The organism is Ciceribacter ferrooxidans (genome assembly GCF_004137355.1).
GTDB lineage: Bacteria > Pseudomonadota > Alphaproteobacteria > Rhizobiales > Rhizobiaceae > Allorhizobium > Allorhizobium ferrooxidans.
Map to the genome: position 1 here is coordinate 604,622 of NZ_SDVB01000170.1, position 21,219 is coordinate 625,840.

At 64.7% G+C, this 21,219-nt stretch carries 21 protein-coding genes; 19 read left to right on the plus strand and 2 right to left on the minus strand.

Annotated elements, in window-relative coordinates; genetic code table 11:
* Window positions 1–37: 37 nt before the first annotated feature.
* The 16 genes from EUU22_RS07420 to rarD all read left to right on the plus strand — a co-directional run bounded on the left by EUU22_RS07420 (window position 38) and on the right by rarD (window position 14,757).
* Window positions 38–292, plus strand: coding sequence for a type II toxin-antitoxin system ParD family antitoxin (locus tag EUU22_RS07420; protein WP_129331365.1), 255 nt, complete (start codon window positions 38–40; stop codon window positions 290–292).
* On the plus strand, window positions 276–590 hold the full coding sequence (locus EUU22_RS07425) for a type II toxin-antitoxin system RelE/ParE family toxin (RefSeq protein WP_129331366.1): 315 nt from the start codon (window positions 276–278) through the stop codon (window positions 588–590). The genes EUU22_RS07420 and EUU22_RS07425 overlap by 17 nt, the downstream gene beginning before the upstream one ends.
* 3 nt (window positions 591–593) lie before the next feature.
* Window positions 594–1,997 carry a DNA repair protein RadA gene (gene radA, locus EUU22_RS07430; protein WP_129331367.1) on the plus strand — a complete coding sequence of 468 codons (1,404 nt, stop codon included), beginning with the start codon at window positions 594–596 and terminating at the stop codon, window positions 1,995–1,997.
* A gap of 89 nt (window positions 1,998–2,086) precedes the next feature.
* Complete coding sequence (locus EUU22_RS07435) at window positions 2,087–2,722, plus strand: CvpA family protein (protein ID WP_129331368.1); 636 nt, start codon at window positions 2,087–2,089, stop codon at window positions 2,720–2,722.
* A gap of 137 nt (window positions 2,723–2,859) precedes the next feature.
* Window positions 2,860–4,350, plus strand: a complete 1,491-nt coding sequence (gene purF, locus EUU22_RS07440) for an amidophosphoribosyltransferase (protein ID WP_129331369.1) — start codon at window positions 2,860–2,862, stop codon at window positions 4,348–4,350.
* A gap of 23 nt (window positions 4,351–4,373) precedes the next feature.
* A complete protein-coding gene (locus tag EUU22_RS07445; RefSeq protein ID WP_129331370.1) occupies window positions 4,374–5,114 on the plus strand; it encodes an SDR family NAD(P)-dependent oxidoreductase in 741 nt (246 codons plus the stop codon).
* 65 nt (window positions 5,115–5,179) lie between these two features.
* Window positions 5,180–5,407 carry a DUF2188 domain-containing protein gene (locus tag EUU22_RS07450; protein ID WP_129331371.1) on the plus strand — a complete coding sequence of 76 codons (228 nt, stop codon included), beginning with the start codon at window positions 5,180–5,182 and terminating at the stop codon, window positions 5,405–5,407.
* An 11-nt stretch (window positions 5,408–5,418) separates the two neighbouring features.
* Window positions 5,419–6,036: a hypothetical protein gene (locus tag EUU22_RS07455; protein ID WP_129331372.1), complete on the plus strand. Its 618-nt coding sequence runs from the start codon at window positions 5,419–5,421 to the stop codon at window positions 6,034–6,036.
* A gap of 68 nt (window positions 6,037–6,104) precedes the next feature.
* Entirely contained in the window at window positions 6,105–6,992 is an 888-nt protein-coding gene (locus tag EUU22_RS07460) for a DMT family transporter (RefSeq protein ID WP_129331373.1), read from the plus strand.
* Window positions 6,993–7,197: 205 nt separating this feature from the next.
* Window positions 7,198–8,970, plus strand: a complete 1,773-nt coding sequence (cysS, locus tag EUU22_RS07465) for a cysteine--tRNA ligase (RefSeq protein WP_129331374.1) — start codon at window positions 7,198–7,200, stop codon at window positions 8,968–8,970.
* 219 nt (window positions 8,971–9,189) lie between these two features.
* On the plus strand, window positions 9,190–9,669 hold the full coding sequence (locus EUU22_RS07470; protein ID WP_129331375.1) for a GFA family protein: 480 nt from the start codon (window positions 9,190–9,192) through the stop codon (window positions 9,667–9,669).
* Between the two features lie 134 nt (window positions 9,670–9,803).
* Window positions 9,804–10,274 carry a GFA family protein gene (locus tag EUU22_RS07475; RefSeq protein ID WP_129331376.1) on the plus strand — a complete coding sequence of 157 codons (471 nt, stop codon included), beginning with the start codon at window positions 9,804–9,806 and terminating at the stop codon, window positions 10,272–10,274.
* A complete protein-coding gene (locus tag EUU22_RS07480; RefSeq protein WP_129331377.1) occupies window positions 10,271–10,768 on the plus strand; it encodes a GFA family protein in 498 nt (165 codons plus the stop codon). Before EUU22_RS07475 ends, EUU22_RS07480 begins: the two co-directional genes overlap by 4 nt.
* A complete protein-coding gene (gene pip, locus EUU22_RS07485) occupies window positions 10,765–11,724 on the plus strand; it encodes a prolyl aminopeptidase (RefSeq protein WP_129331378.1) in 960 nt (319 codons plus the stop codon). The genes EUU22_RS07480 and pip overlap by 4 nt, the downstream gene beginning before the upstream one ends.
* 345 nt (window positions 11,725–12,069) lie before the next feature.
* Window positions 12,070–13,686, plus strand: coding sequence for a citramalate synthase (gene cimA, locus EUU22_RS07495; protein ID WP_129331380.1), 1,617 nt, complete (start codon window positions 12,070–12,072; stop codon window positions 13,684–13,686).
* 162 nt (window positions 13,687–13,848) lie between these two features.
* Complete coding sequence (gene rarD / locus EUU22_RS07500) at window positions 13,849–14,757, plus strand: EamA family transporter RarD (RefSeq protein WP_129331381.1); 909 nt, start codon at window positions 13,849–13,851, stop codon at window positions 14,755–14,757.
* Window positions 14,758–14,765: 8 nt separating this feature from the next.
* Here rarD and EUU22_RS07505 read toward each other — a convergent pair whose 3' ends face one another.
* Window positions 14,766–15,386 (minus strand): LOG family protein, encoded by a 621-nt coding sequence (locus EUU22_RS07505; protein WP_129331382.1) that lies wholly within the window; start codon window positions 15,384–15,386, stop codon window positions 14,766–14,768.
* Here EUU22_RS07505 and EUU22_RS25210 point away from each other — a divergent pair.
* The 3 genes from EUU22_RS25210 (at window position 15,373) to EUU22_RS07515 (ending at window position 19,700) form a co-directional block, all read left to right on the plus strand.
* Window positions 15,373–15,540, plus strand: coding sequence for a hypothetical protein (locus EUU22_RS25210; protein ID WP_165351091.1), 168 nt, complete (start codon window positions 15,373–15,375; stop codon window positions 15,538–15,540). The genes EUU22_RS07505 and EUU22_RS25210 overlap by 14 nt on opposite strands.
* A 2-nt stretch (window positions 15,541–15,542) precedes the next feature.
* Window positions 15,543–17,675, plus strand: coding sequence for a LysM peptidoglycan-binding domain-containing protein (locus EUU22_RS07510; protein WP_129331383.1), 2,133 nt, complete (start codon window positions 15,543–15,545; stop codon window positions 17,673–17,675).
* A 141-nt stretch (window positions 17,676–17,816) separates the two neighbouring features.
* Window positions 17,817–19,700, plus strand: a complete 1,884-nt coding sequence (locus EUU22_RS07515; RefSeq protein WP_129331384.1) for an ABCB family ABC transporter ATP-binding protein/permease — start codon at window positions 17,817–17,819, stop codon at window positions 19,698–19,700.
* Between the two features lie 6 nt (window positions 19,701–19,706).
* Here the strand turns inward: EUU22_RS07515 and EUU22_RS07520 are convergent, their stop codons facing one another.
* A complete protein-coding gene (locus EUU22_RS07520) occupies window positions 19,707–21,014 on the minus strand; it encodes a GGDEF domain-containing protein (protein ID WP_165351103.1) in 1,308 nt (435 codons plus the stop codon).
* Between the last annotated feature and the right edge of the window lie 205 nt (window positions 21,015–21,219).

The following is a 21,219-nucleotide window of genomic DNA, read 5'->3' on the forward strand; positions in this document are numbered from 1 at the left end:
GAACGACCCTTGCACCATCTGCCAAGCGGAGCTGACCGTGCCAAACATCCAGTTGAATAAGCGCGACGAGAAGTTCGTCGAGAAGCAGATCAGCTCTGGCCTCTACGACAGCGCCGAAGAGGTGGTGACCGCAGGTCTCCGGCTCTTGCGCGAACGGGACGAAGCGGACCTTCGCATGCTGATCCAGGAAGGGGTCGACGACGTGGAAGCCGGCCGCGTCCACACCTACGAAAGTGCCGAGGAGTTCCTGGCGGATTTGCAGCGCGCCGAGAACGATGCCCAAAAGCCGTGAGGTTGTCTGGTCGAGAAAGGCACGGCAGGATCTCCGGTCGATCTATCGCCATATTGCAAGGTTCAGCCCGGTCGCTGCCAACCGGTTTGCGCTTGACCTCTACAACAAGATCGAAAACCTGGCGCGCCTCGGCCTCACCGGCGCGAGCGTGAAAGACATGGGCGGCGACATCCGTGTCTTCGTCTATCGAAACCGGCGCTTCTTTGTCCGTGTCACCGACGAAGCCGTCACTGTCCTCCGCGTGATGCACGGCCGCCAGGACACCACCACCGAAGACTTCCCCGAAAGCGAAACCTGATCCATGGCCAAAGCCCGAACCCAATTCGTCTGCCAGAACTGCGGCACCGTCCACACCCGCTGGGCCGGCAAGTGCGACGGCTGCGGCGAGTGGAACACCATCGTCGAGGAAGACCCGATGGGCGGCATCGGTGCCGGCCCCGGCAAGGTGCCGAAGAAGGGGCGGCCGGTGACGCTCACCTCGCTCTCCGGCGAGATCGAGGAGGCGCCGCGCATCCCGACCGGCATGGCCGAGCTCGACCGGGCGACCGGCGGCGGTTTCGTGCGCGGCTCGGCCGTTCTGATTGGCGGCGATCCGGGCATCGGCAAGTCGACGCTTCTCATGCAGGCGGCAGCCGCGCTCTCGCGCAAGGGCCGGCGCGTCATCTATGTCTCGGGCGAAGAGGCGGTCGCGCAGGTCCGGCTGCGGGCGCAGCGCCTGCAGGCGGCGGAGACCGACGTGCTGCTCGCCGCCGAAACCAATGTCGAGGACATCCTGGCGACCCTCGCCGAGGGCAAACGGCCGGACCTCGTCATCATCGATTCCATCCAGACGCTGTGGAGCGACACCGCCGATTCGGCGCCCGGCACCGTCACCCAGGTCCGCACCGGCGTGCAGGCAATGATTCGCTTTGCCAAGCAGACCGGCGCCACCATGGTGCTCGTCGGCCATGTCACCAAGGACGGACAGATCGCCGGCCCGCGCGTCGTCGAGCACATGGTCGACGCGGTCCTCTACTTCGAGGGCGATCGCGGCCATCACTACCGCATCCTGCGCACCGTCAAGAACCGCTTCGGCCCGACGGACGAGATCGGCGTCTTTGAAATGTCGGACAGCGGCCTGCGCGAAGTCGCCAATCCGTCCGAGCTCTTCCTCGGTGAACGCAACGAAAAAGCCCCGGGAGCCGCCGTCTTTGCCGGCATGGAAGGCACGCGGCCGGTTCTCGTCGAGGTGCAGGCACTGGTGGCCCAGACCTCGCTCGGCACGCCGCGACGGGCCGTCGTCGGCTGGGATTCCTCCCGCCTTTCGATGATCCTCGCGGTGCTGGAGGCCCATTGCGGCGTGCGGCTCGGCAGCCACGACGTCTACCTCAACGTCGCCGGCGGATACCGCATCTCGGAACCGGCCGCGGACATGGCTGTGGCCTCGGCCCTGGTTTCCTCGCTGGCCGGACTTGCCCTTCCCGCCGATTGCGTCTATTTCGGCGAGGTCAGCCTGTCCGGCGCCGTCCGGCCGGTTGCGCACACGGCCCAACGGCTGAAGGAAGCGGAAAAGCTCGGCTTTGCACGTGCGGTGCTCCCTTCGGCCTCGCCCGATCTGCCGAAAGGCACGGCGGGGCGGTGGAGCGAGATCGAAAGCCTTCCCGACCTGGTCGCGCGCATCGCCGGGTCCAGGGTGAGGGCCGTAGAGGAGATGGACGGCAATTGATCCTTTTTCGGCCGCAATGCGGTGTATGGGATCACCGAACGCGATGACGATCACGCAGGCCGGGGCCGGCCGTCTTGGAGTTGATTTAGATGCCCATCACTATTTTTGACGGTATTGTCATCGGCGTAGTCCTGTTTTCCGCCGTTCTCGCCATGGTTCGCGGTTTCTCCCGCGAGGTGCTTTCGATCGCAAGCTGGGTCGGCGCCGTCGCCGCCGCCTACTACCTGCATCCGCTGGTGCTTCCCTACATCAAGAACTACACGAGCGACGAGCGCATCGCGCTTGCCGGTGCCGCCGGCATCGTCTTCCTGATCGCGCTGATCGTCATCTCCTTCATCACCACGCGCATCGCCGACTTCATCATCGACAGCCGCATCGGCGCGCTGGACCGCACCCTCGGCTTCCTCTTCGGTGCGGCCCGCGGCATCCTGCTGCTGGTGGTCGCGGTCGCCTTCTGGAACTGGCTGATCGACGTCAAGCACCGCCCGGACTGGGTCAACAACGCCAAGTCGAAACCGTTCCTCGACGCGCTGGTGCTGAAGCTCGAAGCGGTGCTGCCGGAAGACATCGAGCCGCAGCTGCGCGCCCGCATCCTCGGCAAGGAACCAACAGAAGGCGAAGCGCCGGCCGAGCAGGCACCCGCAGACCAGGCGCCGGCCGGACAGGCGGCACCGTCGCAGACCCTCGCTCCGCCGGCAGAGACGACGCCACCGGCCGAAAACTGACGGGCAGCGGCGGCTGCCGCTTCCTATATAGGACGTGAAAGACAAATCGGGCGCCGCCGGAGCGGGATCATCCGGCGAAAGCGCTCTGAGAACCGTGTATAGTGTACCTGTCCCGCACCGAGCAAAGGCCTGCTTCCATGAACCAGTCTGATTTCACCTCCCTCGAAGACGGTCTCGACGGCGACACCCTGCATGAAGAATGCGGGGTGTTCGGCATTTTGGGACATCCCGACGCGTCGACGCTGACGGCGCTCGGCCTGCACGCGCTGCAGCACCGCGGACAGGAAGCGGCCGGCATCGTCTCCTTCGACGGCCAGCAGTTCCACACCGAAAAGCACATGGGCCTCGTCGGCGACCATTACACCGATCCGGCGACGCTGGCGAAACTGCCGGGCACGGTCGCGATCGGCCACACCCGCTATTCGACCACGGGCGAAGTGGCGCTCCGCAACGTGCAGCCGCTGTTCGCCGAACTGGAAGAAGGCGGCATCGCCATTGCCCATAACGGTAATTTCACCAACGGGCTGACGCTACGCCGCCAGATCATTGCCACCGGCGCCATCTGCCAGTCGACCTCGGACACCGAAGTCGTGCTGCACCTCATCGCCCGCTCGCGCCATTCATCCACGGCCGACCGTTTCATCGACGCCATCCGCCAGATGGAAGGCGGCTATTCGATGCTGGCGATGACCCGCACCAAGCTGATCGCCGCCCGCGACCCGATCGGCATCCGGCCGCTCGTGATGGGCGAGCTCGACGGCAAGCCGATCTTCTGTTCGGAAACCTGCGCCCTCGACATCATCGGCGCGAAGTTCATCCGCGACGTGGAGAACGGCGAAGTCATCATCTGCGAAATCCAGCCGGACGGCTCGATCACCATCGACGCCCGCAAGCCGAGCAAGCCCCAGCCGGAACGGCTCTGCCTGTTCGAATACGTCTATTTCGCCCGGCCGGACTCGGTCGTCGGCGGCCGCAACGTCTATACGACGCGCAAGAACATGGGCATCAACCTCGCCAAGGAAGCTCCGGTCGAAGGAGACGTCGTGGTGCCGGTTCCGGACGGCGGCACGCCGGCCGCCCTCGGCTATGCCCAGCAGAGCGGCATCCCGTTCGAATACGGCATCATCCGCAACCACTATGTCGGCCGCACCTTCATCGAACCGACCCAGCAGATCCGCGCCTTCGGCGTGAAGCTCAAGCATTCCGCCAACCGCGCGATGATCGAGGGCAAGCGCGTGGTGCTGGTCGACGATTCGATCGTGCGCGGCACCACCTCGCTCAAGATCGTGCAGATGATCCGTGATGCCGGCGCCAAGGAAGTGCACATCCGCGTCGCCTCGCCGATGATCTTCCATCCCGATTTCTACGGCATCGACACGCCGGACGCCGACAAGCTGCTCGCCAACCAGTATGCCGACGTCAATGCCATGGCGAAGTATATCGGCGCCGATTCGCTCGCCTTCCTGTCGATCGACGGGCTCTACAGGGCGGTCGGCGGAGCGCCGCGTGATCCGGAACGGCCGCAGTTCACCGACCATTACTTCACCGGCGACTATCCGACCCGCCTCCTTGACCGGGAAGGCGAAAAGGTCGGCCGCAAGGTTTCCATGCTGGCCAGCAACGGCTGAGCGCCCAACCGTCAGGACACTCCATGACCGTCAATCTGAAGGACCGCATCGCGCTCGTGACCGGCGCATCGCGCGGCATCGGCTATTACACCGCGCTCGAACTCGCCAGGGCCGGCGCGCATGTGATTGCCTGCGCACGCACCGTCGGTGGGCTCGAGGAACTCGATGATGCGATCAAGGCCGTCGGCGGTTCGGCGACGCTGGTGCCCTTCGACCTCGCCGACATGCAGGCGATCGACACCCTCGGCGCCTCGATCTTCGAGCGTTGGGGCAAGCTAGACATTCTCATCGCCAATGCCGGCATCCTCGGCGTGATCTCGCCGATCGGCCATGTGGAGGCGAAGGTCTTCGAAAAGGTGATGACGATCAACGTCACCGCCACTTGGCGGCTGATCCGCTCGGTCGAGCCGCTGCTCGCCAAGTCCGACCAGGGCCGCGCTCTCATCATGTCGTCGGCGGCCGCCCACAAGTGCCGGCCGTTCTGGGGTCCCTACTCCGCCTCCAAGGCCGCCGTCGAGGCGCTCGCCCGCACCTGGGCCGGAGAAACGCAGCGCCTGCCGCTGCGCGTCGTCTCGGTCGATCCGGGCGCCACCCGCACCGCCATGCGCGCCCAGGCCATGCCCGGCGAGGACCCGTCGACGCTGCCGCACCCGTCCGAGGTCGCCGCCCGGATCCTGCCGCTCTGCGGTCCGGAGCTCACCGAGACCGGCAAACTCTTCGCCGTGCGCGAGAACCGCCTCGTCGACTACCGCATGCCGGAGTGAAGGAAGCCTCTAGCGGGACTGTTCCGCTTCGACTACATTCAAAGATATTCACGCGGGCGAGCACGATGGCAAAGTCGAAAGCACAACACGTAGTGCCGAGATCGGGAAAATGGGGCGTGCTCAGCTCGGGCGCGTCGCGAGCAAGCAGTCTGCACTCGACGCAGGACGAAGCAATCAGAACTGCCCGCGAGATTGCCAGGTCACATGGGACCGAACTCTACATCCACGGAAAAGACGGGCGCATTCGCGAGAGAAGCTCTTTCGGTAATGACCCTGCGCAGCCCAAAGGCTGACGGCAACCTCGATGTTCGAACGCTCGGTTTTCATAAACTGCCCGTTCGATGACGACTATGCGCCGATCCTGCAGGCGGTTGCCTTTTGCGTCACCTATCTCGGCTTTCGCCCTCGCCTCGCTCCCCAGAACGGCGACAATGCGCTTAACCGCCTGAGCCGCATCGAAGACATCATCCGCACATCGCAATACGGCATCCACGACCTCAGCCGAAACAAGGCAAAGGCCAAGGGCGCGTTCGCCCGCATGAATATGCCTTTCGAACTCGGCATTGACTATGGCTGCAAGACGTTCGGCCCGGCGCCGCTTTCCAGCAAATGCATCCTTGTGCTCGAAGAGCGACGTTATGACTACCAGAAGTGCCTCTCGGACATAGCGGGTTGGGACATCGAAGCCCACTCCGGCGATTTTCAGACCGCACTCCGCAAAGTTCGGGGATGGCTGATTCGGCAGGCCGGCGCACCACAACGAGGCGCCACCCTGATCGAGAGCCGCTATGTCGTGTTCCAGGAATGGTACTGGGCACGTGAACTGTCTTCCGGCGCGTCCGAGGATGACATTCGGCAATATCCGACGGTCGACGTCATCGATGCGATGCAACAGTGGATGGAGCTCGGTCAACCGGACTGAGTGCTTTGTCCTATCGCCAGCCGGGGTTAGGAACTCCGTGACTCCCCTCCTTCCGTGATCGGTTCCCTATGCGACCCAGAGACATCGTCGGCTACGTCTTTCTCGCGCTCGCCTGGGGGCTGTCCTTCCTGCTGCTCCTGAAGGTCGTCGAGGCCTTCGGCTGGATCGGCGCCGTCACCTTCCGCTGCTTCCTCGCCGGATTGATCCTGCTCGCCGCGGCGAAGGCGACCGGACGCCGGCTCGATTTCTCCGGCGGCCCCCTGCCCTTCCTCGCCGTCGGGGCGACGACGGTCGCCGGCCAGCTCATCGGCCTTTCCTATTCGACGCCGCTGATCGGCACCGCCATGGCGGCGATCTTCGTGGCCGCCATCCCGCTCTTTTCCATGGTCATCGGGCAGCTCTGGGGGATCGAGCGGATCACGCGAGCGCGCGTCGTCGGTCTCGTTCTCGGCACCCTCGGCATCGTGATGCTGGTCGGCTTTCCGGCGGCACCGATTGACGGCACCTTCGTGCTCGGCTGCCTCGGCATGCTGTTTTCCACCTTCTCGGCGGCCTTCGGCAGCAATTACGCAAGCCGGCACCTGAAGACCACCGGCGCGTGGGAGGTGACGATCGGCGCGTTCCTCTCGGGAGGCTTTCTCACCCTGCCGCTCGTCTATCTGGTTCCGGTGCCCGGCGTGCCTGCTCCGATCGACTACCTCTATCTCGTTGTGCTCGCGGGCGTCATGAGTTCACTCACCTATGTCGTCTATTTCGGCCTCGTCTCCCGGATCGGCGCGACGCGCGCGATCAGCGTCGAATTCGCCGTCACCGTCGTCGCCGTCCTCGTCGGGGCCGGTGTCCTCGGCGAGCGGCTCACCACGATCCAGTTCGCCGGAGCGGCGGTGATCATCGCCGGCTGCGCCATGGTGCTCGGCCTCCTGCCCCTGAGGCTCAAGGCACCGGCCGCGCCCTGAGTGTGGCACCGGCGGGAACCCGAGGCATGGGCCCTTGACCAATTACAGCCGGCGCGCCATAACGCTCGCCATGAAAACGACGATCTGCATTTGCGGGATTATTATTCGCTAGCGCAACCGCTGGCCCGGCCGTTTTCGTCTCCTGAACAGTCCCAGATGACAAACGACCCGGCCCAGCCGGCAGTTTGATTTTGGGAGACATTCGATGGCCGCGAGCCTCAAGCTTTACAACACACTGACGCGCGAGAAGGTCGATTTCGAGCCGATCGACCCGACGAACGTGCGCATGTATGTCTGCGGCCCCACCGTTTACGACTTCGCCCATATCGGCAATGCACGGCCGGTGATCGTCTTTGACGTGCTCTACCGGCTGCTCCGGCATGTCTACGGCGAAGACCACGTGACCTACGTGCGCAACATCACCGACGTCGACGACAAGATCAACGCGCGGGCGTTGCGCGACTTCGGCGCCCGCATCGCCGACGGCTCGATGAGCCTCAACGAGGCGATCCGCGCCGTCACCGAAAAGACCGAGAGCCAGTTCCACAAGGACGTGGCGGCCCTCGGCACGCTCTCGCCCAACGTCGAGCCGCGGGCGACCGACAACATCCCGCAAATGATCGAGATCATCCAGCGGCTCCTCGACGCCGGCCATGCCTATGTGGCGAGAGGCGCGGAAGGCCAGGAAGTGCTGTTCTCGACCGCCTCGATGCCGGATTACGGCCAGCTTTCGAAGCGCAAGCTCGAGGACCAGCAGGCGGGTGCGCGCATCGCTGTCGAGGCGCACAAGCGCAATCCGGCCGATTTCGTGCTCTGGAAGGAGTCGGCGGCGACCGAACCCGGCTGGGCTGCCGCCTTCACCGTCGCGAGCAGCGCCGTCTCGATCTACGGCCGCCCCGGCTGGCATATCGAATGCTCGGCGATGTCCGACCGCTATCTCTGGCAGGAGGCCCGCGAGCGGCTGTCGCCGAGGGGCAAGGCGAAACCGCACCAGTTCGACATCCATGGCGGCGGCCTCGACCTCATCTTCCCCCACCACGAGAACGAGATCGCCCAGTCCTGCTGCGCCTACAACACGCATGTGATGGCGAATGTCTGGATGCACAACGGCTTCCTGCAGGTCGAGGGCCGCAAGATGTCGAAGTCGGAGGGCAATTTCGTCACCATCAACGAGTTGCTGGCTGGCACGTCCAGGAAGCCAATTTCGGGTGAAGTGATCCGCCTAACCATGTTGGCGACACACTATCGCCAGCCCATTGATTTTAGTGAGGCCAAGCTAAACTATTGGAGAGACAAGCTTTCTGGATGGGTTAAGACATTTGCCAACCACGCCGATGCCAAGTTTCAAAATGGTCTTTACGTCGGGCAATCCCCTGTCGCTCCATCTCCGGAAGTGGTGGCAGCGCTGTCCGACGACCTCAACTTTCAGGAAGCTATTGTCCATATCGACCATTTGGCGCAACAAGCCGCCGGGAATCCTAACGCCGCGAATGAGTTGGGTAGCAATCTTATCTGGCTTGGGCTTTTCCGAAGCTACCTCAAAGAAGCATATTTCGATGCACGCATGCATAGCGCTCGTCCCCAACTGCTGAGCAAGTATGGGGAGACACTCGAGGACGCGCGCGCGTTAGTGCTTAACTACTATAATTGGGCTGGCGAGATTGACGCACGCAATCGCTCGCGAACTGAACTCAATGAGCTTTTCCAAACTCGTTTTCCTGAGCTCGCGAGCGATCACGTCAAAGTCGTATTGCATGAGCACGGTGCCGTTACGCTGGAGGCTATCAGCGAAGAAAGCAAACTAGACGGAGGCGAGATCGACAGTATCGTTTCACGACGGTTGGCGCTTATCAAAGCCAAGAACTTCGCCGAAGCCGACAAGATCCGCGACGATCTTCTGGCCAAGGGCATCCAGCTCAAGGACGGCAAGGACCCCGTCACCGGCGAGCGGGTCACGACCTGGGAGGTCAAGCGGTAATCATGTTGGCACTGGTGGCCCTCGATACCCCCCTCTGCCCCGCCGGGCATCTCCCCCACAAGGGGGGAGATCGGGTTGCGTTGACCGTTTCGGCTCGGGGCGAACACCGCAATGTGAGGCTTTCACGGCGTCGGCAGCCCCAGTCTCCCCTCTTGTGGGGGACATGTCACGAAGTGACAGAGGGGGGTAACCCGGCGCCAGACTCACGGGAGGACTGTCATGACTGACACGATCCATACCGGTGGATGCCAGTGCGGCGCGGTGCGTTTCCGCGTCCGTGGTGCGCTGAAGGACGCTTCGATCTGTCACTGCCGCATGTGCCAGAAGGCGTTCGGCAGCTATTTCGCCCCGCTCGTTTCGGTACGAGGCACGGATTTCGAATGGACCCGCGGTGCTCCGAAAAAGTTCCGCTCCTCCAATTTCGTCCTGCGCGGCTTCTGCGGGGACTGCGGCACGCCGCTGACCTACGAGGCACCGGACGGGATGGCGATCGCGGCCGGCGCCTTCGACGATCCCGCCGCCGTGCCGCCTGCGATCCAGTACGGCGTCGAGGCGAAGCTCGGCTTCTTCGACCATCTGCATGAACTGCCGGAGCTTTCCACGCTGGACGATCTCGACAACGCGCCGTTCCTCGAAGAGATCGTCTCGTTCCAGCACCCCGATCACGACACCGAGACATGGCCGGAGGACAAGCGATGACCGGGAAGAAGCCGGGCACGGAAATGCCGAAATGGCTGCTCTATGGGCTGATCGGCAAGGGCGTTCTTGTCCTCGTCGTCACCGTGGCGGTCGTCGCCTACGTCATGTTGAAATAGAAAGCGCGGAGAAGCTTCATGGAAGGCGTATTCACCGGCGGATGCCAATGCGGCGCGGTCAGGTTCCGGGCGGATAAGCTCGGACGGCCGTCGATCTGCCATTGCCGCATGTGCCAGAAGCATTTCGGCTCCTTCTTCGGAGCACTGGTGACGGCGGATCATGCACATCTGACCTGGACGCGCGGACAGCCGACGCTCTTCCGTTCCTCTGCCAAGGTGAAGCGCGGCTTCTGCAACAAGTGCGGCACGCCGCTCACCTACCAGCAGGGCGAAGAGATCGAACTTGCAATCGGTGCCTTCGACCATCCGGAGCTCCTCGAACCGCAGGTGCAGGTGAACCACGACAAGCGCCTGCCGTGGATCGACCATCTCTTCGAAAAGCCGGCCTACAGCAGCCCGGCAATGGAGGAGGCCTTCGCCGCCGTCGTCTCCTTCCAGCATCCAGACCATGACACCACCGTCTGGCCGCCCGAGGAGGACAAGGCATGAGCACCCGCGAAGTCCATTCCGGCGGCTGCCAGTGCGGTGCCGTGCGCTATCGCATCGCCGGCGAACTCGGCTATCCGCACATCTGCCACTGCCGCATGTGCCAGAAGGCCGGCGGGAACTTCTTCATGGCGCTCGCCGGCACCCGCAACGAGGATTTCCTCTTGACCCGCGGCGAGCCGAGCTGGTTCCGCTCCTCCGATCCCTGCGGCCGCGGCTTCTGCGCGAAATGCGGCACGCCGCTTTTCTTCAAGACCGTCGGCTCGCCCTATATCAGCGTCACCATCGGCAGCCTCGACGATCCCGAGGCCTGCGCGCCGGTGTCGCAGGACGGGGTCGAATCGAGGGTCTCCTATTTCGACCGGCTCTTCGGCCTGCCGGAACGCGAGACCGACCGCTCCGACCTGCCGGGCGGGACCGCCGCCGTCGGCCGCAGCAATCACCAGCATCCCGACCACGATACGGCGGCCTGGCCGCCCCGAGAGGACCGATCATGACCAACGAACTGCGCGGCTTCTATCCCGAGATCGAACCCTTCGAGACGGGCTTCCTCGATGTCGGCGATGGCCACAGCGTCTATTGGGAACGCGTCGGCACGAAGGGCGCCAAGCCCGCCGTCTTCCTGCATGGCGGTCCGGGTGGCGCGATCAGCCCGACGCAGCGGCGCCTTTTCGATCCGGCCCTCTACGACGTCATCCTCTTCGACCAGCGCGGCTGCGGGAAATCGACCCCGAACGCCTCCATCGAGGCAAACACCACCTGGCATCTCGTCGCCGACATCGAACGGCTGCGCGAGATGATGGGCGTCGAAACATGGCTCGTCTTCGGTGGCTCCTGGGGCTCGACGCTGGCGCTCGCCTATGCCGAGACGCATCCCGAGCGTGTCTCCGAACTGGTGCTGCGCGGCGTCTACACACTGACCAGGGCCGAGCTCGACTGGTACTACCAGTTCGGCGTCTCGGAAATGTTCCCCGACAAGTGGGAGCGCTTCCAGGCGCCGATCCCGGCGAACGAGCGCCACGAGATGATGGCGGCCTATCGCCGGCGGCTCACCGGCACCAATCGTGAAGAGCAGTTGCGCTGCGCCGTCGCCTGGAGTTCCTGGGAGGGCGAGACGATCACGTTGCTGCCGAACCCGGACTATTCCGACCACTTCTACGATCCGGAATTCGCGCTCGCCTTCGCCCGCATCGAGAACCATTTCTTCGTCCATGCCGGCTGGCTGGAGGAAGGACAGCTACTGCGCGATGCGGTGAAGCTCAAGGACATCCCCGGCGTCATCATCCACGGCCGCTACGACATGCCCTGCCCGGCGAAATATGCCTGGCAGCTGCACAAGGCCTGGCCGAAGGCGGATTTCCACCTGATCGAGGGCGCCGGCCACGCCTATCTCGAACCCGGCATCCTCGACCAGCTCATCCGCGCGACCGACCGGTTTGCGGGGAAGGATTGAAATGACGATCGACCTTGCCACCCCCCTCTGCCCTGCCGGGCATCTCCCCCACAAGGGGGGAGATCGGCCTGGGGATGCGGCGCGGCCTCACCCTCCCCTTGAGGGGGAGGGTCGGAGCGAAGCTCCGGGGTGGGGTGACGGTCGTAGCTTGGACCCCGGACCCACGCGCCGAACTCGCGGTGTGGTTCACCCCCACCCGCCGCTTCGCGGCGACCTCCCCCCTCAAGGGGGAGGTGGGGTGCGCGGCACCAGCGGCCACCACTCTCCCCCCTTGTGGGGGAGATGTCACGCAGTGACAGAGGGGGGTGAAACCCCGAATACGAGCGTTTGCCTGAGGATTGCAGCATGACACGCGAAAAGATCTACCTCTTCGACACGACGCTCCGCGACGGACAGCAGACGCCGGGCATCGACTTTTCCGTCGAGGACAAGATCGCCATCGCCTCGATGCTCGACGAGTTCGGCTTCGACTATGTTGAGGGCGGCTATCCCGGCGCCAACCCGACGGACACCGCTTTCTTCACGCAGAAGCGCACGAACCGGGCCGCTTTCGTCGCCTTCGGCATGACCAAGCGAGCGGGCATTTCCGCCTCCAACGATCCGGGGCTCGCCCAGCTCCTGCAGGCGAAGAGCGATGCAGTCTGTTTCGTCGCCAAGAGCTGGGACTATCACGTCAAGGTGGCGCTCGGCTGTACCAACGAGGAGAACCTTGAAAGCATCCGCGAGAGCGTCGAGGCGGCGATCGCCGCCGGCAAGACCGCCATGGTCGACTGCGAACACTTCTTCGACGGCTACAAGGCCAATCCGGACTATGCCGTCGCCTGCGCGAAGACCGCCTACGGGGCCGGCGCACGCTGGGTGGTGCTCTGCGACACCAATGGCGGCACGCAGCCGCCGGAGGTCGGCACGATCGTTGCCGCCGTCATCGCCGCCGGCGTGCCGGGCAGCGCGCTCGGCATCCACGCCCACAACGACACCGGCCAGGCCGTCGCCAATTCGCTTGCGGCGATCGAGGCCGGCGCGCGGCAGATCCAGGGAACGCTGAACGGCATCGGCGAACGCTGCGGCAACGCCAATCTCGTGACGCTCATCCCGACGCTCTGTCTCAAGGAGACCTATGCCGAGCGTTTCGAGACGGCGATCGACCGCGAGAAGCTTGCCGGCCTCACCCGGCTGTCGCACGCCTTCGACGAGCTGTTGAACCGCTCGCCCGACCACCAGGCACCCTATGTCGGCGCCTCGGCCTTCGCGACGAAAGCCGGCATCCACGCCTCCGCCCTGCTCAAGGACCCGCGCACCTACGAGCATGTCGATCCGGCGAGCGTCGGCAATTTCCGCAAGGTCATGGTCTCCGATCAGGGCGGCAAGGCGAACTTCATCAACGAGCTGAAGCGCCGTGGCATCGCGGTCGAGAAGGACGATCCGCGCCTCGACCGGCTGATCTCGATCGTCAAGGAGCGCGAGGCGACCGGTTATGCCTACGAGGGCGCGGATGCGAGCTTCGAGCTGCTCGCCCACCGCACGCTCGGCACGGTTCCGGACTTCTTCTCGATCGACGGCTTCCGGGTGATGGTCGAGCGGCGCTTCGACGCCAACGGACACCTGAAGACCGTGTCGGAGGCCGTCGTGAAGCTCGTCATCGACGGCGAGAGCGTCATGTCGGTCGCCGAAGGCGACGGTCCGGTCAACGCGCTCGACATCGCGCTTCGCAAGGACCTCGGCAAGTACCAGGCGGAGATCGGCGACCTCGAGCTCACCGACTATAAGGTGCGTATCCTCAATGGCGGCACCGAGGCGATCACCCGCGTGCTCATCGAATCCGGCGATGCGACGGGCGTGCGCTGGTGGACGGTCGGCGTCTCGGAAAACATCATCGACGCCTCCTTCCAGGCGCTGATGGATTCGATCGTCTACAAGCTGATGAAGAACCGCCAGCTCGCCGGCAAGATCGCGGCGGAGTAGGTCCGCAGTTGACATTCGCCAGGTGATGACGCGCCGCGACAGGCCTCGCGGTGCGCGATCCGCTGTTCAATTCCGGTCACCGACCCTTCACCGGAATGAATTTGTCCATTCGTGACGCATGGAGTATCGCAAGCGCCTAAAACAACAAAGGATGGAAACGCCATGGCGACCGACACCGCAGTCGAGGTCAAGAACGAAGACAGCGCGCGCGGCTTCGCCTTCGCGCTCGCCGCTTACATGCTCTGGGGATTCCTGCCGTTCTACATGAAGGCGGTCGCACACATTCCGCCGACCGAGGTGATCGCCCACCGCATTCTCTGGTCGATCCCGATCGCCGGCGGCGTGCTCCTTATCCTCCGGCGCACGGACGACCTGAAGCTCGCCATCCGCAATCCGCGCATGCTCGGCATGGCCGCCGTCACTGCGCTGCTCATCAGCATCAACTGGGGCATCTATGTCTGGGCGATCGGCGCCGGCCGCGCACTCGACACCGCGCTCGGCTACTTCATTAACCCGCTCTTCTCGATCTTCCTCGGCGCCGTGCTGTTGAAGGAAAAACTTGCGCCGGCGCAGAAGGTGGCGATCACGCTCGCGGCCATCGCCGTTGCGGTGCTGACCTACGACGCCGGTGGGCTGCCGTGGGTGGCGCTCGGCCTCACCTTCTCCTGGGGCTTCTACGCCTTCTTCCGCAAGACCCTGCCGATCGGGCCGAACCAGGGCTTTCTTCTCGAAGTGCTGCTGCTCAGCGTACCCGCGCTCGGTTACATCGCCTATCTCGGCGCGACCGGCCACGGCCATTTCTTCGCGACCGGCGCGGCTGACGCACTGCTCCTGCTCGGAACCGGCCTGGTGACCGCCGTACCGCTGCTCTTCTACGCCAACGGCGCCAAGCTCCTGCGACTCTCGACCATCGGCATCATGCAGTACCTGCCGCCGACGATGATCTTCCTGATCGCGGTCTTCGTCTTCAAGGAGCCCTTCGGCGCCGCCAAGATGATCGCTTTCCCGCTGATCTGGCTGGCGCTCGGCATCTTCGTCTGGCCGATGCTGAGGCAGTACCGCAAGCAGTAACTTCGCGCTCAGAGCTTCGCGATGACCTCGTCGGCGCCGTCGAGGTCACGCGCGCCCTCGACCTTCTCGATGATTGCCGGGATGATGTCCTCGACATTGTCGATGACGAGCGGCTGCACCCGCTCCGCGGTGTGGATGAAACCCTGCTCGCGCATGTGGCGGAGCAGTTCCAGCATCGGGTTCCAGAAACCGTTGATGTTGGCGAAGACCATCGGCTTTTCGTGACGGCCGAGCTGCGCCCAGGTCATGATCTCGACGATCTCCTCCAGTGTGCCGATGCCGCCCGGCAGGGTGATGAAGGCGTCGGCGCGCTCGAACATCTTGTGCTTGCGGGCATGCATGTCCTCGGTGACGATCAGTTCGTTGAGCTGGCCGAGGGAATGGCGTGTCGCCTCCATGTCCACCAGGAATTCGGGAATGATGCCGGTGACCTGACCGCCGTTCGACAGCACGCCGCCCGCGACCGCGCCCATGATGCCGCGGGTGCCGCCGCCGTAGACGAGCCGCAACCCGTGCGCGGCGATCGACCGGCCGAGCGCGCGGCCGGCGGCGATATGGTCGGGATCGCGCCCCGGCTGGGAGCCGCAATAAACGCAGACGGATCGAATCGTATTCATGTTTTTGCTCATGAAGGAAGAAAGACAATCATGCGCCGTCAAGGTCAACCGAATTGAGGAAAAAGCTGTCGGCGCAAAGCCGCCAACCGTTGAGAAAGCTTGTGAAAGCGGCGAGATAAGGCTAGCAATTCCAAGGGATATGGCGGCCTTTCCGCCCGGAGAGTGACTATGATGAAAAATCGTGCCGGCTTGCTGGCCTTGCTGGTGCTCGCGATTGCGACGATCCTGATGGTGTTCTTCGTCATGCCGAGAATTTCGGACGACGGGAAGGACAACGCCCCGACGACGGCAAGCGGCGATGCTGCGAAAACGCCTGCGAGCGAACCCGCCAAACCGGCGGAAGACCTGGCGACGGTCGCGACTGAAAAGATGGGACGACTGAAAGCCGAAGCCGAGAAGGCCGCCCAGGCACTCGTGTCGCTCTTTGCCGACGGCAAGGTGCCGGCGGCGGAAGCCTATGCCGGTGCGAAGGCGGAGGCCGAAAAGGCGCTCGCCGCTCTCGCCGCCCTCGACGTCCCCGAGGCGCTCGAAGCCAGCCTCAAGGAAACGATGACGGCCGCACGCGGAAATGCTGAAAAGGCGCTCGCCCTCCTCAAGACCCTGCCCTCCGACCCGGCTGCCGCAGGCGCTGCGATCGGAACGGTCGTCGACGCGCTCGCCGGCAAGGCGGTGACGGCGCCCGAAGCTCCGGCACCGCAGACCGAGGCGCCGGCCACGACGGAGCAGCCGGCTCAAGCCGAGGCACCGGCGACGACCGGCCCGATTGTTCCGCGCTTCGACGTGCTGCGTGTCGAGCCGGACGGCTCGGCCGTCATCGCCGGTAATGCCGAACCGGGCGCCAAACTCGAGATTCTCGACGGCGACACCGTGATTTTCCAAACCGAAGTGGGCATTAGCGGCGATTTCGCCGTCATCCTCGACAAGCCGCTTTCGCCCGGTGACCATTCGCTGCAGCTGCGCGTCACCGGCAAGGACGGCAAGCCCGTCACCTCGGAAGAGGTCGCGACGATTTCCATTCCGGAGAACGGCAACGGCAACCTGCTCGCCATGGTTACCAGGCCCGGCGAGGCAAGCCGCGTGATCACGGCACCGGAAACGGTCAACCAGGCCGACAAGAAGGCGCGCGTTCCGGCCGAAGAGACGCCGGCGGCGCAGACGGCCGAAGCACCGCAGGCCACGGCAGAACCGCAGAATGAGGCGACGGCACAGCAGCCCACCGAGGCCACCAAGCCGGCACCGGCTCCGGAAGTCCAGGTCAGCGCCGTCGAGATCGAAGGCGACCGGATCTTCGTCGCCGGCACGGCGGCACCGGGCAGCGCGGTTCGCGCCTGGGCGGATGACGCCCTGATTGGTGCGGCAACAGCGGACAATACCGGGCACTTCGTTATCGAAGGCACCACTGCGCTCGCGGTCGGGGATCACACGATCCGCGCGGAACTGCTCGACGCAGACGGCAAGGTGCTCGTGCGCGCCTCCGTGCCGTTCAACCGTCCCGAAGGGCATCAGGTCGCCGTGGTCGCGCAGTCGAAAACGGCCGGAGCCGGTCAGCCGGAGGCCATGGTGCCGCTCGACCGCGCAACCTTCGAAACCATGCGGGGTTCGGTCGGCAAGGCCTTCGGGATCCTCCAGGGGCTCTTTGCCGACGGCAAGAAGCCGGCAGCCGAAGAAGTCGCGGCCGCGCGTTCGGCGACCGAGATCGGGCTCCAGTCGCTCATCGACTATCGCCTCGGCGCGGGCGTCGATTCCGACTATGCCCAGTTCGTCACGCAGACGGCGGCGCGTGCCCGCAACGCCCTCGAAGCGCTGAAGGCGCTTGCGGCCGACGCCGATGCGGTCCGCGAAGGGCTGCCGAAGGTGGCGGAGCTGATCAACGCCGTCCTCGAGCCGCTGCCGGCCGCAGCGGTCGCCGAAGCGCAAACGACTGCGGAGAAGCCCGCGGCACAGGCCGCGCCCAACGCAAGCACCGCACCGGCCGCCGAGCCACAGGCACCGGCTCCGGCAGCGGAACCGGCGCAGGCTCCGACGGAGACGGCCGCCGATGCTCCGAAGACGATCGAGCAGGCGCCGCTCACCGAGAGCAAGAACACGGTCATCATCCGCCGCGGCGACACGCTCTGGCAGATATCGCGCCGCGTCTACGGTCTCGGGGTTCGTTACACGACGATCTACCTCGCCAACGCCAACAAGATCACCAATCCGGACCTCATCGAGCCGGGCCAGGTCTTCCAGGTGCCGCACGATGCGCTTCCGAATGCGGAGGAGCTGCATCGCAAGCGGCTGAAGGGCGAGACAATCGACTGACGGGCGCGGCGGCGGGACCCGTCAAAAGTTTCGGGGTCCTCCATTGCACGCGCATATTCGAAACCCTATGTGGCGAAAGTCGGCGGCCTCCGGGAGGCCGCCGATTTCATCTGAGGACGGTTGACGCGAGGGGCAGGCAACATGACGAAGAAGAAGACCGTATCGGCGGATGCCTCCAATCCGCTCGAAACGCTGGTCAATCTCTGGCCGTACATGTGGCCGACCGGGCGGCCGGACCTCAAGGCCCGCGTCGTCTGGGCGACCGTCTTCCTCGTCGTCTCGAAGTTCGTCCTGCTTCTCGTTCCCTATTTCTTCAAATGGGCGACCGATGCGCTGAACGGCCGGCTCGACATGGTCGGGCTGCTACCCGCCTTCCTGCTCGGCGCCGTCGCGCTCGTCATCCTCTACAATCTCACCCGCATCGCCCAGGTCGGCCTCAACCAACTGCGTGACGCGCTCTTTGCCAGCGTCGGCCAGTATGCGGTGCGCCAGCTCGCCTACCGCACCTTCGTCCACATCCACCAGCTCTCGCTCCGCTTTCACCTGGAGCGCAAGACCGGCGGCCTCTCGCGCATCATCGAGCGCGGCACCAAGGGCATCGAGACGATCGTCCGCTTCACGATCCTCAACTCCGTGCCGACCCTGCTCGAATTCCTGCTGACGGCGGTGATCTTCTGGTGGGGCTACGGCTTCTCCTACCTCGCTGTCACCGCGATCACCGTCTGGGCCTATATCTGGTTCACGATCAAGGCGAGCGACTGGCGCATCGGCATCCGCCGGTCGATGAACGACAGCGACACGGAAGCCAATACGAAGGCGATCGACTCCCTCCTCAACTTCGAGACCGTCAAGTATTTCGGCAACGAGGAGATGGAAGCCAAGCGCTACGACAAGTCGATGGAGCGCTACGAGAAGGCGGCGACCGAGGTCTGGACCTCGCTCGGCTGGCTGAACTTCGGGCAGACGGCGATCTTCGGCATCGGCACGACCATCATGATGGTGATGTCGGCACTCGCCGTGCAGCGCGGCGACCAGACGATCGGCGATTTCGTCTTCGTCAACGCCATGCTGCTGCAGCTTGCCATGCCGCTCAACTTCATCGGCTTCGTCTACCGCGAAATCCGCCAGGGCCTCACCGACATCGAGCAGATGTTCGACCTCCTCGAAGTCGACCCTGAGGTGACCGACAAGCCCGGCGCTCCTGACCTCGCGATCGCGAACGGTGCCATCAGCTTCAAGGACGTACACTTCGCCTATGATCCGCAGCGGCCGATCCTGAAGGGCATCTCCTTCGAGGTTCCGGCCGGCAAGACGGTCGCCGTCGTCGGCCCGTCAGGTGCCGGCAAGTCGACCATCTCGCGCCTGCTCTACCGCTTCTACGACATCCAGAAGGGTTCGATCACCGTCGACGGACAGGATGTCCGCGAGGTGACCCAGAAGAGCCTGCGCTCGGCGATCGGCATGGTGCCGCAGGACACCGTGCTCTTCAACGACACCATCGCCTACAACATCCGCTACGGCCGGCCCTCCGCGACCGACGCGGAAATCCAGGCTGCGGCCGAAGTCGCCCAGATCGCCCGCTTCATCGGCGACCTGCCGGACGGCTTCCAGACCAAGGTCGGCGAACGTGGGCTGAAGCTCTCGGGCGGCGAGAAGCAGCGCGTGGCGATCGCCCGCACGGTGCTGAAGGCGCCGCCGATCCTCATCCTCGACGAGGCGACGTCGGCGCTCGACACCACGACCGAACAGGAGATCCAGACGGCCCTCGACGTCGTTTCGGAAAACCGCACGACGCTGGTCATCGCCCACCGGCTCTCCACCGTCATCGGTGCCGACGAAATCATCGTGCTCAAGGGCGGCGAGATCGCCGAACGGGGAACCCACGGCGAACTGCTCGCCATGAACGGGCTCTATGCCTCGATGTGGAACCGCCAGCGCGAAGCGACACAGGCCGAGGAACATCTGCGCCAGGTCCGCGAGAGCGACGACATGGGCGTCGTGGTCCGCCGCACGCCGGCGCTCTGACCGCCGTCAGCCTGCGCTGGCGTAGCCCGACTGCCGCATGGCGATGCAGATGCGATTGCGCCCGCTGCGCTTCGCCCGATAGAGCGCCTCGTCGGCCTCCGTCAGGGCGTCCCAGAGGGTGCCGCGCAACGGATCGAGCTCCGCGACGCCGATGCTGAGCGTTCCGGTCGTCTCGTCGAACGCCGGAACGAAGCCGGCATCCGACACCTGCCGGCGCATGGCTTCGGCAATCTCCGCCGCCCGCATCAGGGCAAGGCCGGGAAACAGCACGTAGAACTCCTCGCCGCCGGCCCGTGCCACCGTGATGCCCTCGCCTGCGGCGCTTTCGAGCAGGGCCGCAGTCGCACACAGCACCCGGTCGCCCTCCGCATGGCCGAACTGGTCGTTGATCGACTTGAAGCGGTCGAGGTCGACGACCGCGACGGAGACCGGCCGCCCTTCCCTGCGGGCGAGATCGATCGCCTCGGTGGCGATCTCGAAGAACTTACGGCGGTTGTAGGCATTGGTCAAAGGATCACGTTCGGCAGCGTCGATCAGCCGACCTTCGAGGTTCTTGCGATCGGTGATGTCGAGCATGGCCCCGGCGATCCCGCGAAGGCGTCCGTCCTCCGACGCGATCGCCGCCTTGTGGAAGGCGACGTGATGGAGAGAGCCGTCGGCGTAGCGCACCTCGCATTCGTAGGCCTGCTCGCCGCCACGGGCGAGAAGCGCATCATCCGCCTGCTGGTAGCGGCGCGCCAGATCCTCCGGCGCCACGTCATAGACGGAGCTTCCGATCACCTTCTCCGCCGGCAGTCCGATGAAACCCTCGAAGGCCTTGTTGCAACCGACATAGATGCCCTCGGCGTTCTTGAAGAAGATCGGTGTCGGAAGGCTGTCGATGCAGGCCTGCAGATAATCGCGCTCCAGTGCGACGTGCGCCTGCTCGCGCCGCATCTGCAGCCGTCGTGCGAGTGCGGCGCGAGCCCGCGCGACGCAAAGGGCGACATCGCCGGGGCGGCCGAGCAGCAGGACGTCGTCAAACCCCGCCTGAAGGATGTTCTCCGCACGGGTTTCGCCGGTCGCCGGGTCGGCGACACCGATCAGATAGTCGTCCGGACCGAGGACCCTGCGGACCGCGACGGCCGTCGACACGGAATGGACGGTGCCAAGCGACACGAAGCAGATCGTCGCTCCCGCTCCGGCAGGCCTGCCCTCTCGGAGCCCGAGTTCTTCCAGTTCGGGCGGAATCGACCGCTCCTCCGTGGAGAGCCAGTGAAGCGGGGAGGTTTCCTGCCGAGCATTCACCCCCACGGTGCTGTAGGAACCGTGCATAAGGAATAATTCCCAAGTAGAAGGCGCAGTGACGAGCCGCCGGATACGTTCTTGCATCCGACGATCCGGCACCGATATTAGGGAACAACCGTTGATGCTTGGTGCATGACACTTGCCAAATGTCGGACGCGGTTGTTCCCGAATGATACAGATTGCCGCGTACCCGGTCTTTTGAGCCGGCGCCATTGCCCCGGACGGGCTTTCG

Coding starts and splice junctions, on each gene's coding strand:
- cimA (WP_129331380.1), top strand. CDS start 12,070: ATGACACGCGAAAAGATCTACCTCTTCGACACGACGCTCCGCGACGGA.
- EUU22_RS07510 (WP_129331383.1), top strand. CDS start 15,543: ATGATGAAAAATCGTGCCGGCTTGCTGGCCTTGCTGGTGCTCGCGATT.
- EUU22_RS07520 (WP_165351103.1), bottom strand. CDS start 21,014: ATGCACGGTTCCTACAGCACCGTGGGGGTGAATGCTCGGCAGGAAACC.
- EUU22_RS25210 (WP_165351091.1), top strand. CDS start 15,373: ATGTTTTTGCTCATGAAGGAAGAAAGACAATCATGCGCCGTCAAGGTC.
- pip (WP_129331378.1), top strand. CDS start 10,765: ATGACCAACGAACTGCGCGGCTTCTATCCCGAGATCGAACCCTTCGAG.
- EUU22_RS07480 (WP_129331377.1), top strand. CDS start 10,271: ATGAGCACCCGCGAAGTCCATTCCGGCGGCTGCCAGTGCGGTGCCGTG.
- EUU22_RS07505 (WP_129331382.1), bottom strand. CDS start 15,386: ATGAGCAAAAACATGAATACGATTCGATCCGTCTGCGTTTATTGCGGC.
- cysS (WP_129331374.1), top strand. CDS start 7,198: ATGGCCGCGAGCCTCAAGCTTTACAACACACTGACGCGCGAGAAGGTC.
- EUU22_RS07475 (WP_129331376.1), top strand. CDS start 9,804: ATGGAAGGCGTATTCACCGGCGGATGCCAATGCGGCGCGGTCAGGTTC.
- EUU22_RS07445 (WP_129331370.1), top strand. CDS start 4,374: ATGACCGTCAATCTGAAGGACCGCATCGCGCTCGTGACCGGCGCATCG.
- EUU22_RS07450 (WP_129331371.1), top strand. CDS start 5,180: ATGGCAAAGTCGAAAGCACAACACGTAGTGCCGAGATCGGGAAAATGG.
- EUU22_RS07435 (WP_129331368.1), top strand. CDS start 2,087: ATGCCCATCACTATTTTTGACGGTATTGTCATCGGCGTAGTCCTGTTT.
- purF (WP_129331369.1), top strand. CDS start 2,860: ATGAACCAGTCTGATTTCACCTCCCTCGAAGACGGTCTCGACGGCGAC.
- EUU22_RS07460 (WP_129331373.1), top strand. CDS start 6,105: ATGCGACCCAGAGACATCGTCGGCTACGTCTTTCTCGCGCTCGCCTGG.
- EUU22_RS07515 (WP_129331384.1), top strand. CDS start 17,817: ATGACGAAGAAGAAGACCGTATCGGCGGATGCCTCCAATCCGCTCGAA.
- radA (WP_129331367.1), top strand. CDS start 594: ATGGCCAAAGCCCGAACCCAATTCGTCTGCCAGAACTGCGGCACCGTC.
- EUU22_RS07470 (WP_129331375.1), top strand. CDS start 9,190: ATGACTGACACGATCCATACCGGTGGATGCCAGTGCGGCGCGGTGCGT.
- EUU22_RS07425 (WP_129331366.1), top strand. CDS start 276: ATGCCCAAAAGCCGTGAGGTTGTCTGGTCGAGAAAGGCACGGCAGGAT.
- EUU22_RS07455 (WP_129331372.1), top strand. CDS start 5,419: ATGTTCGAACGCTCGGTTTTCATAAACTGCCCGTTCGATGACGACTAT.
- rarD (WP_129331381.1), top strand. CDS start 13,849: ATGGCGACCGACACCGCAGTCGAGGTCAAGAACGAAGACAGCGCGCGC.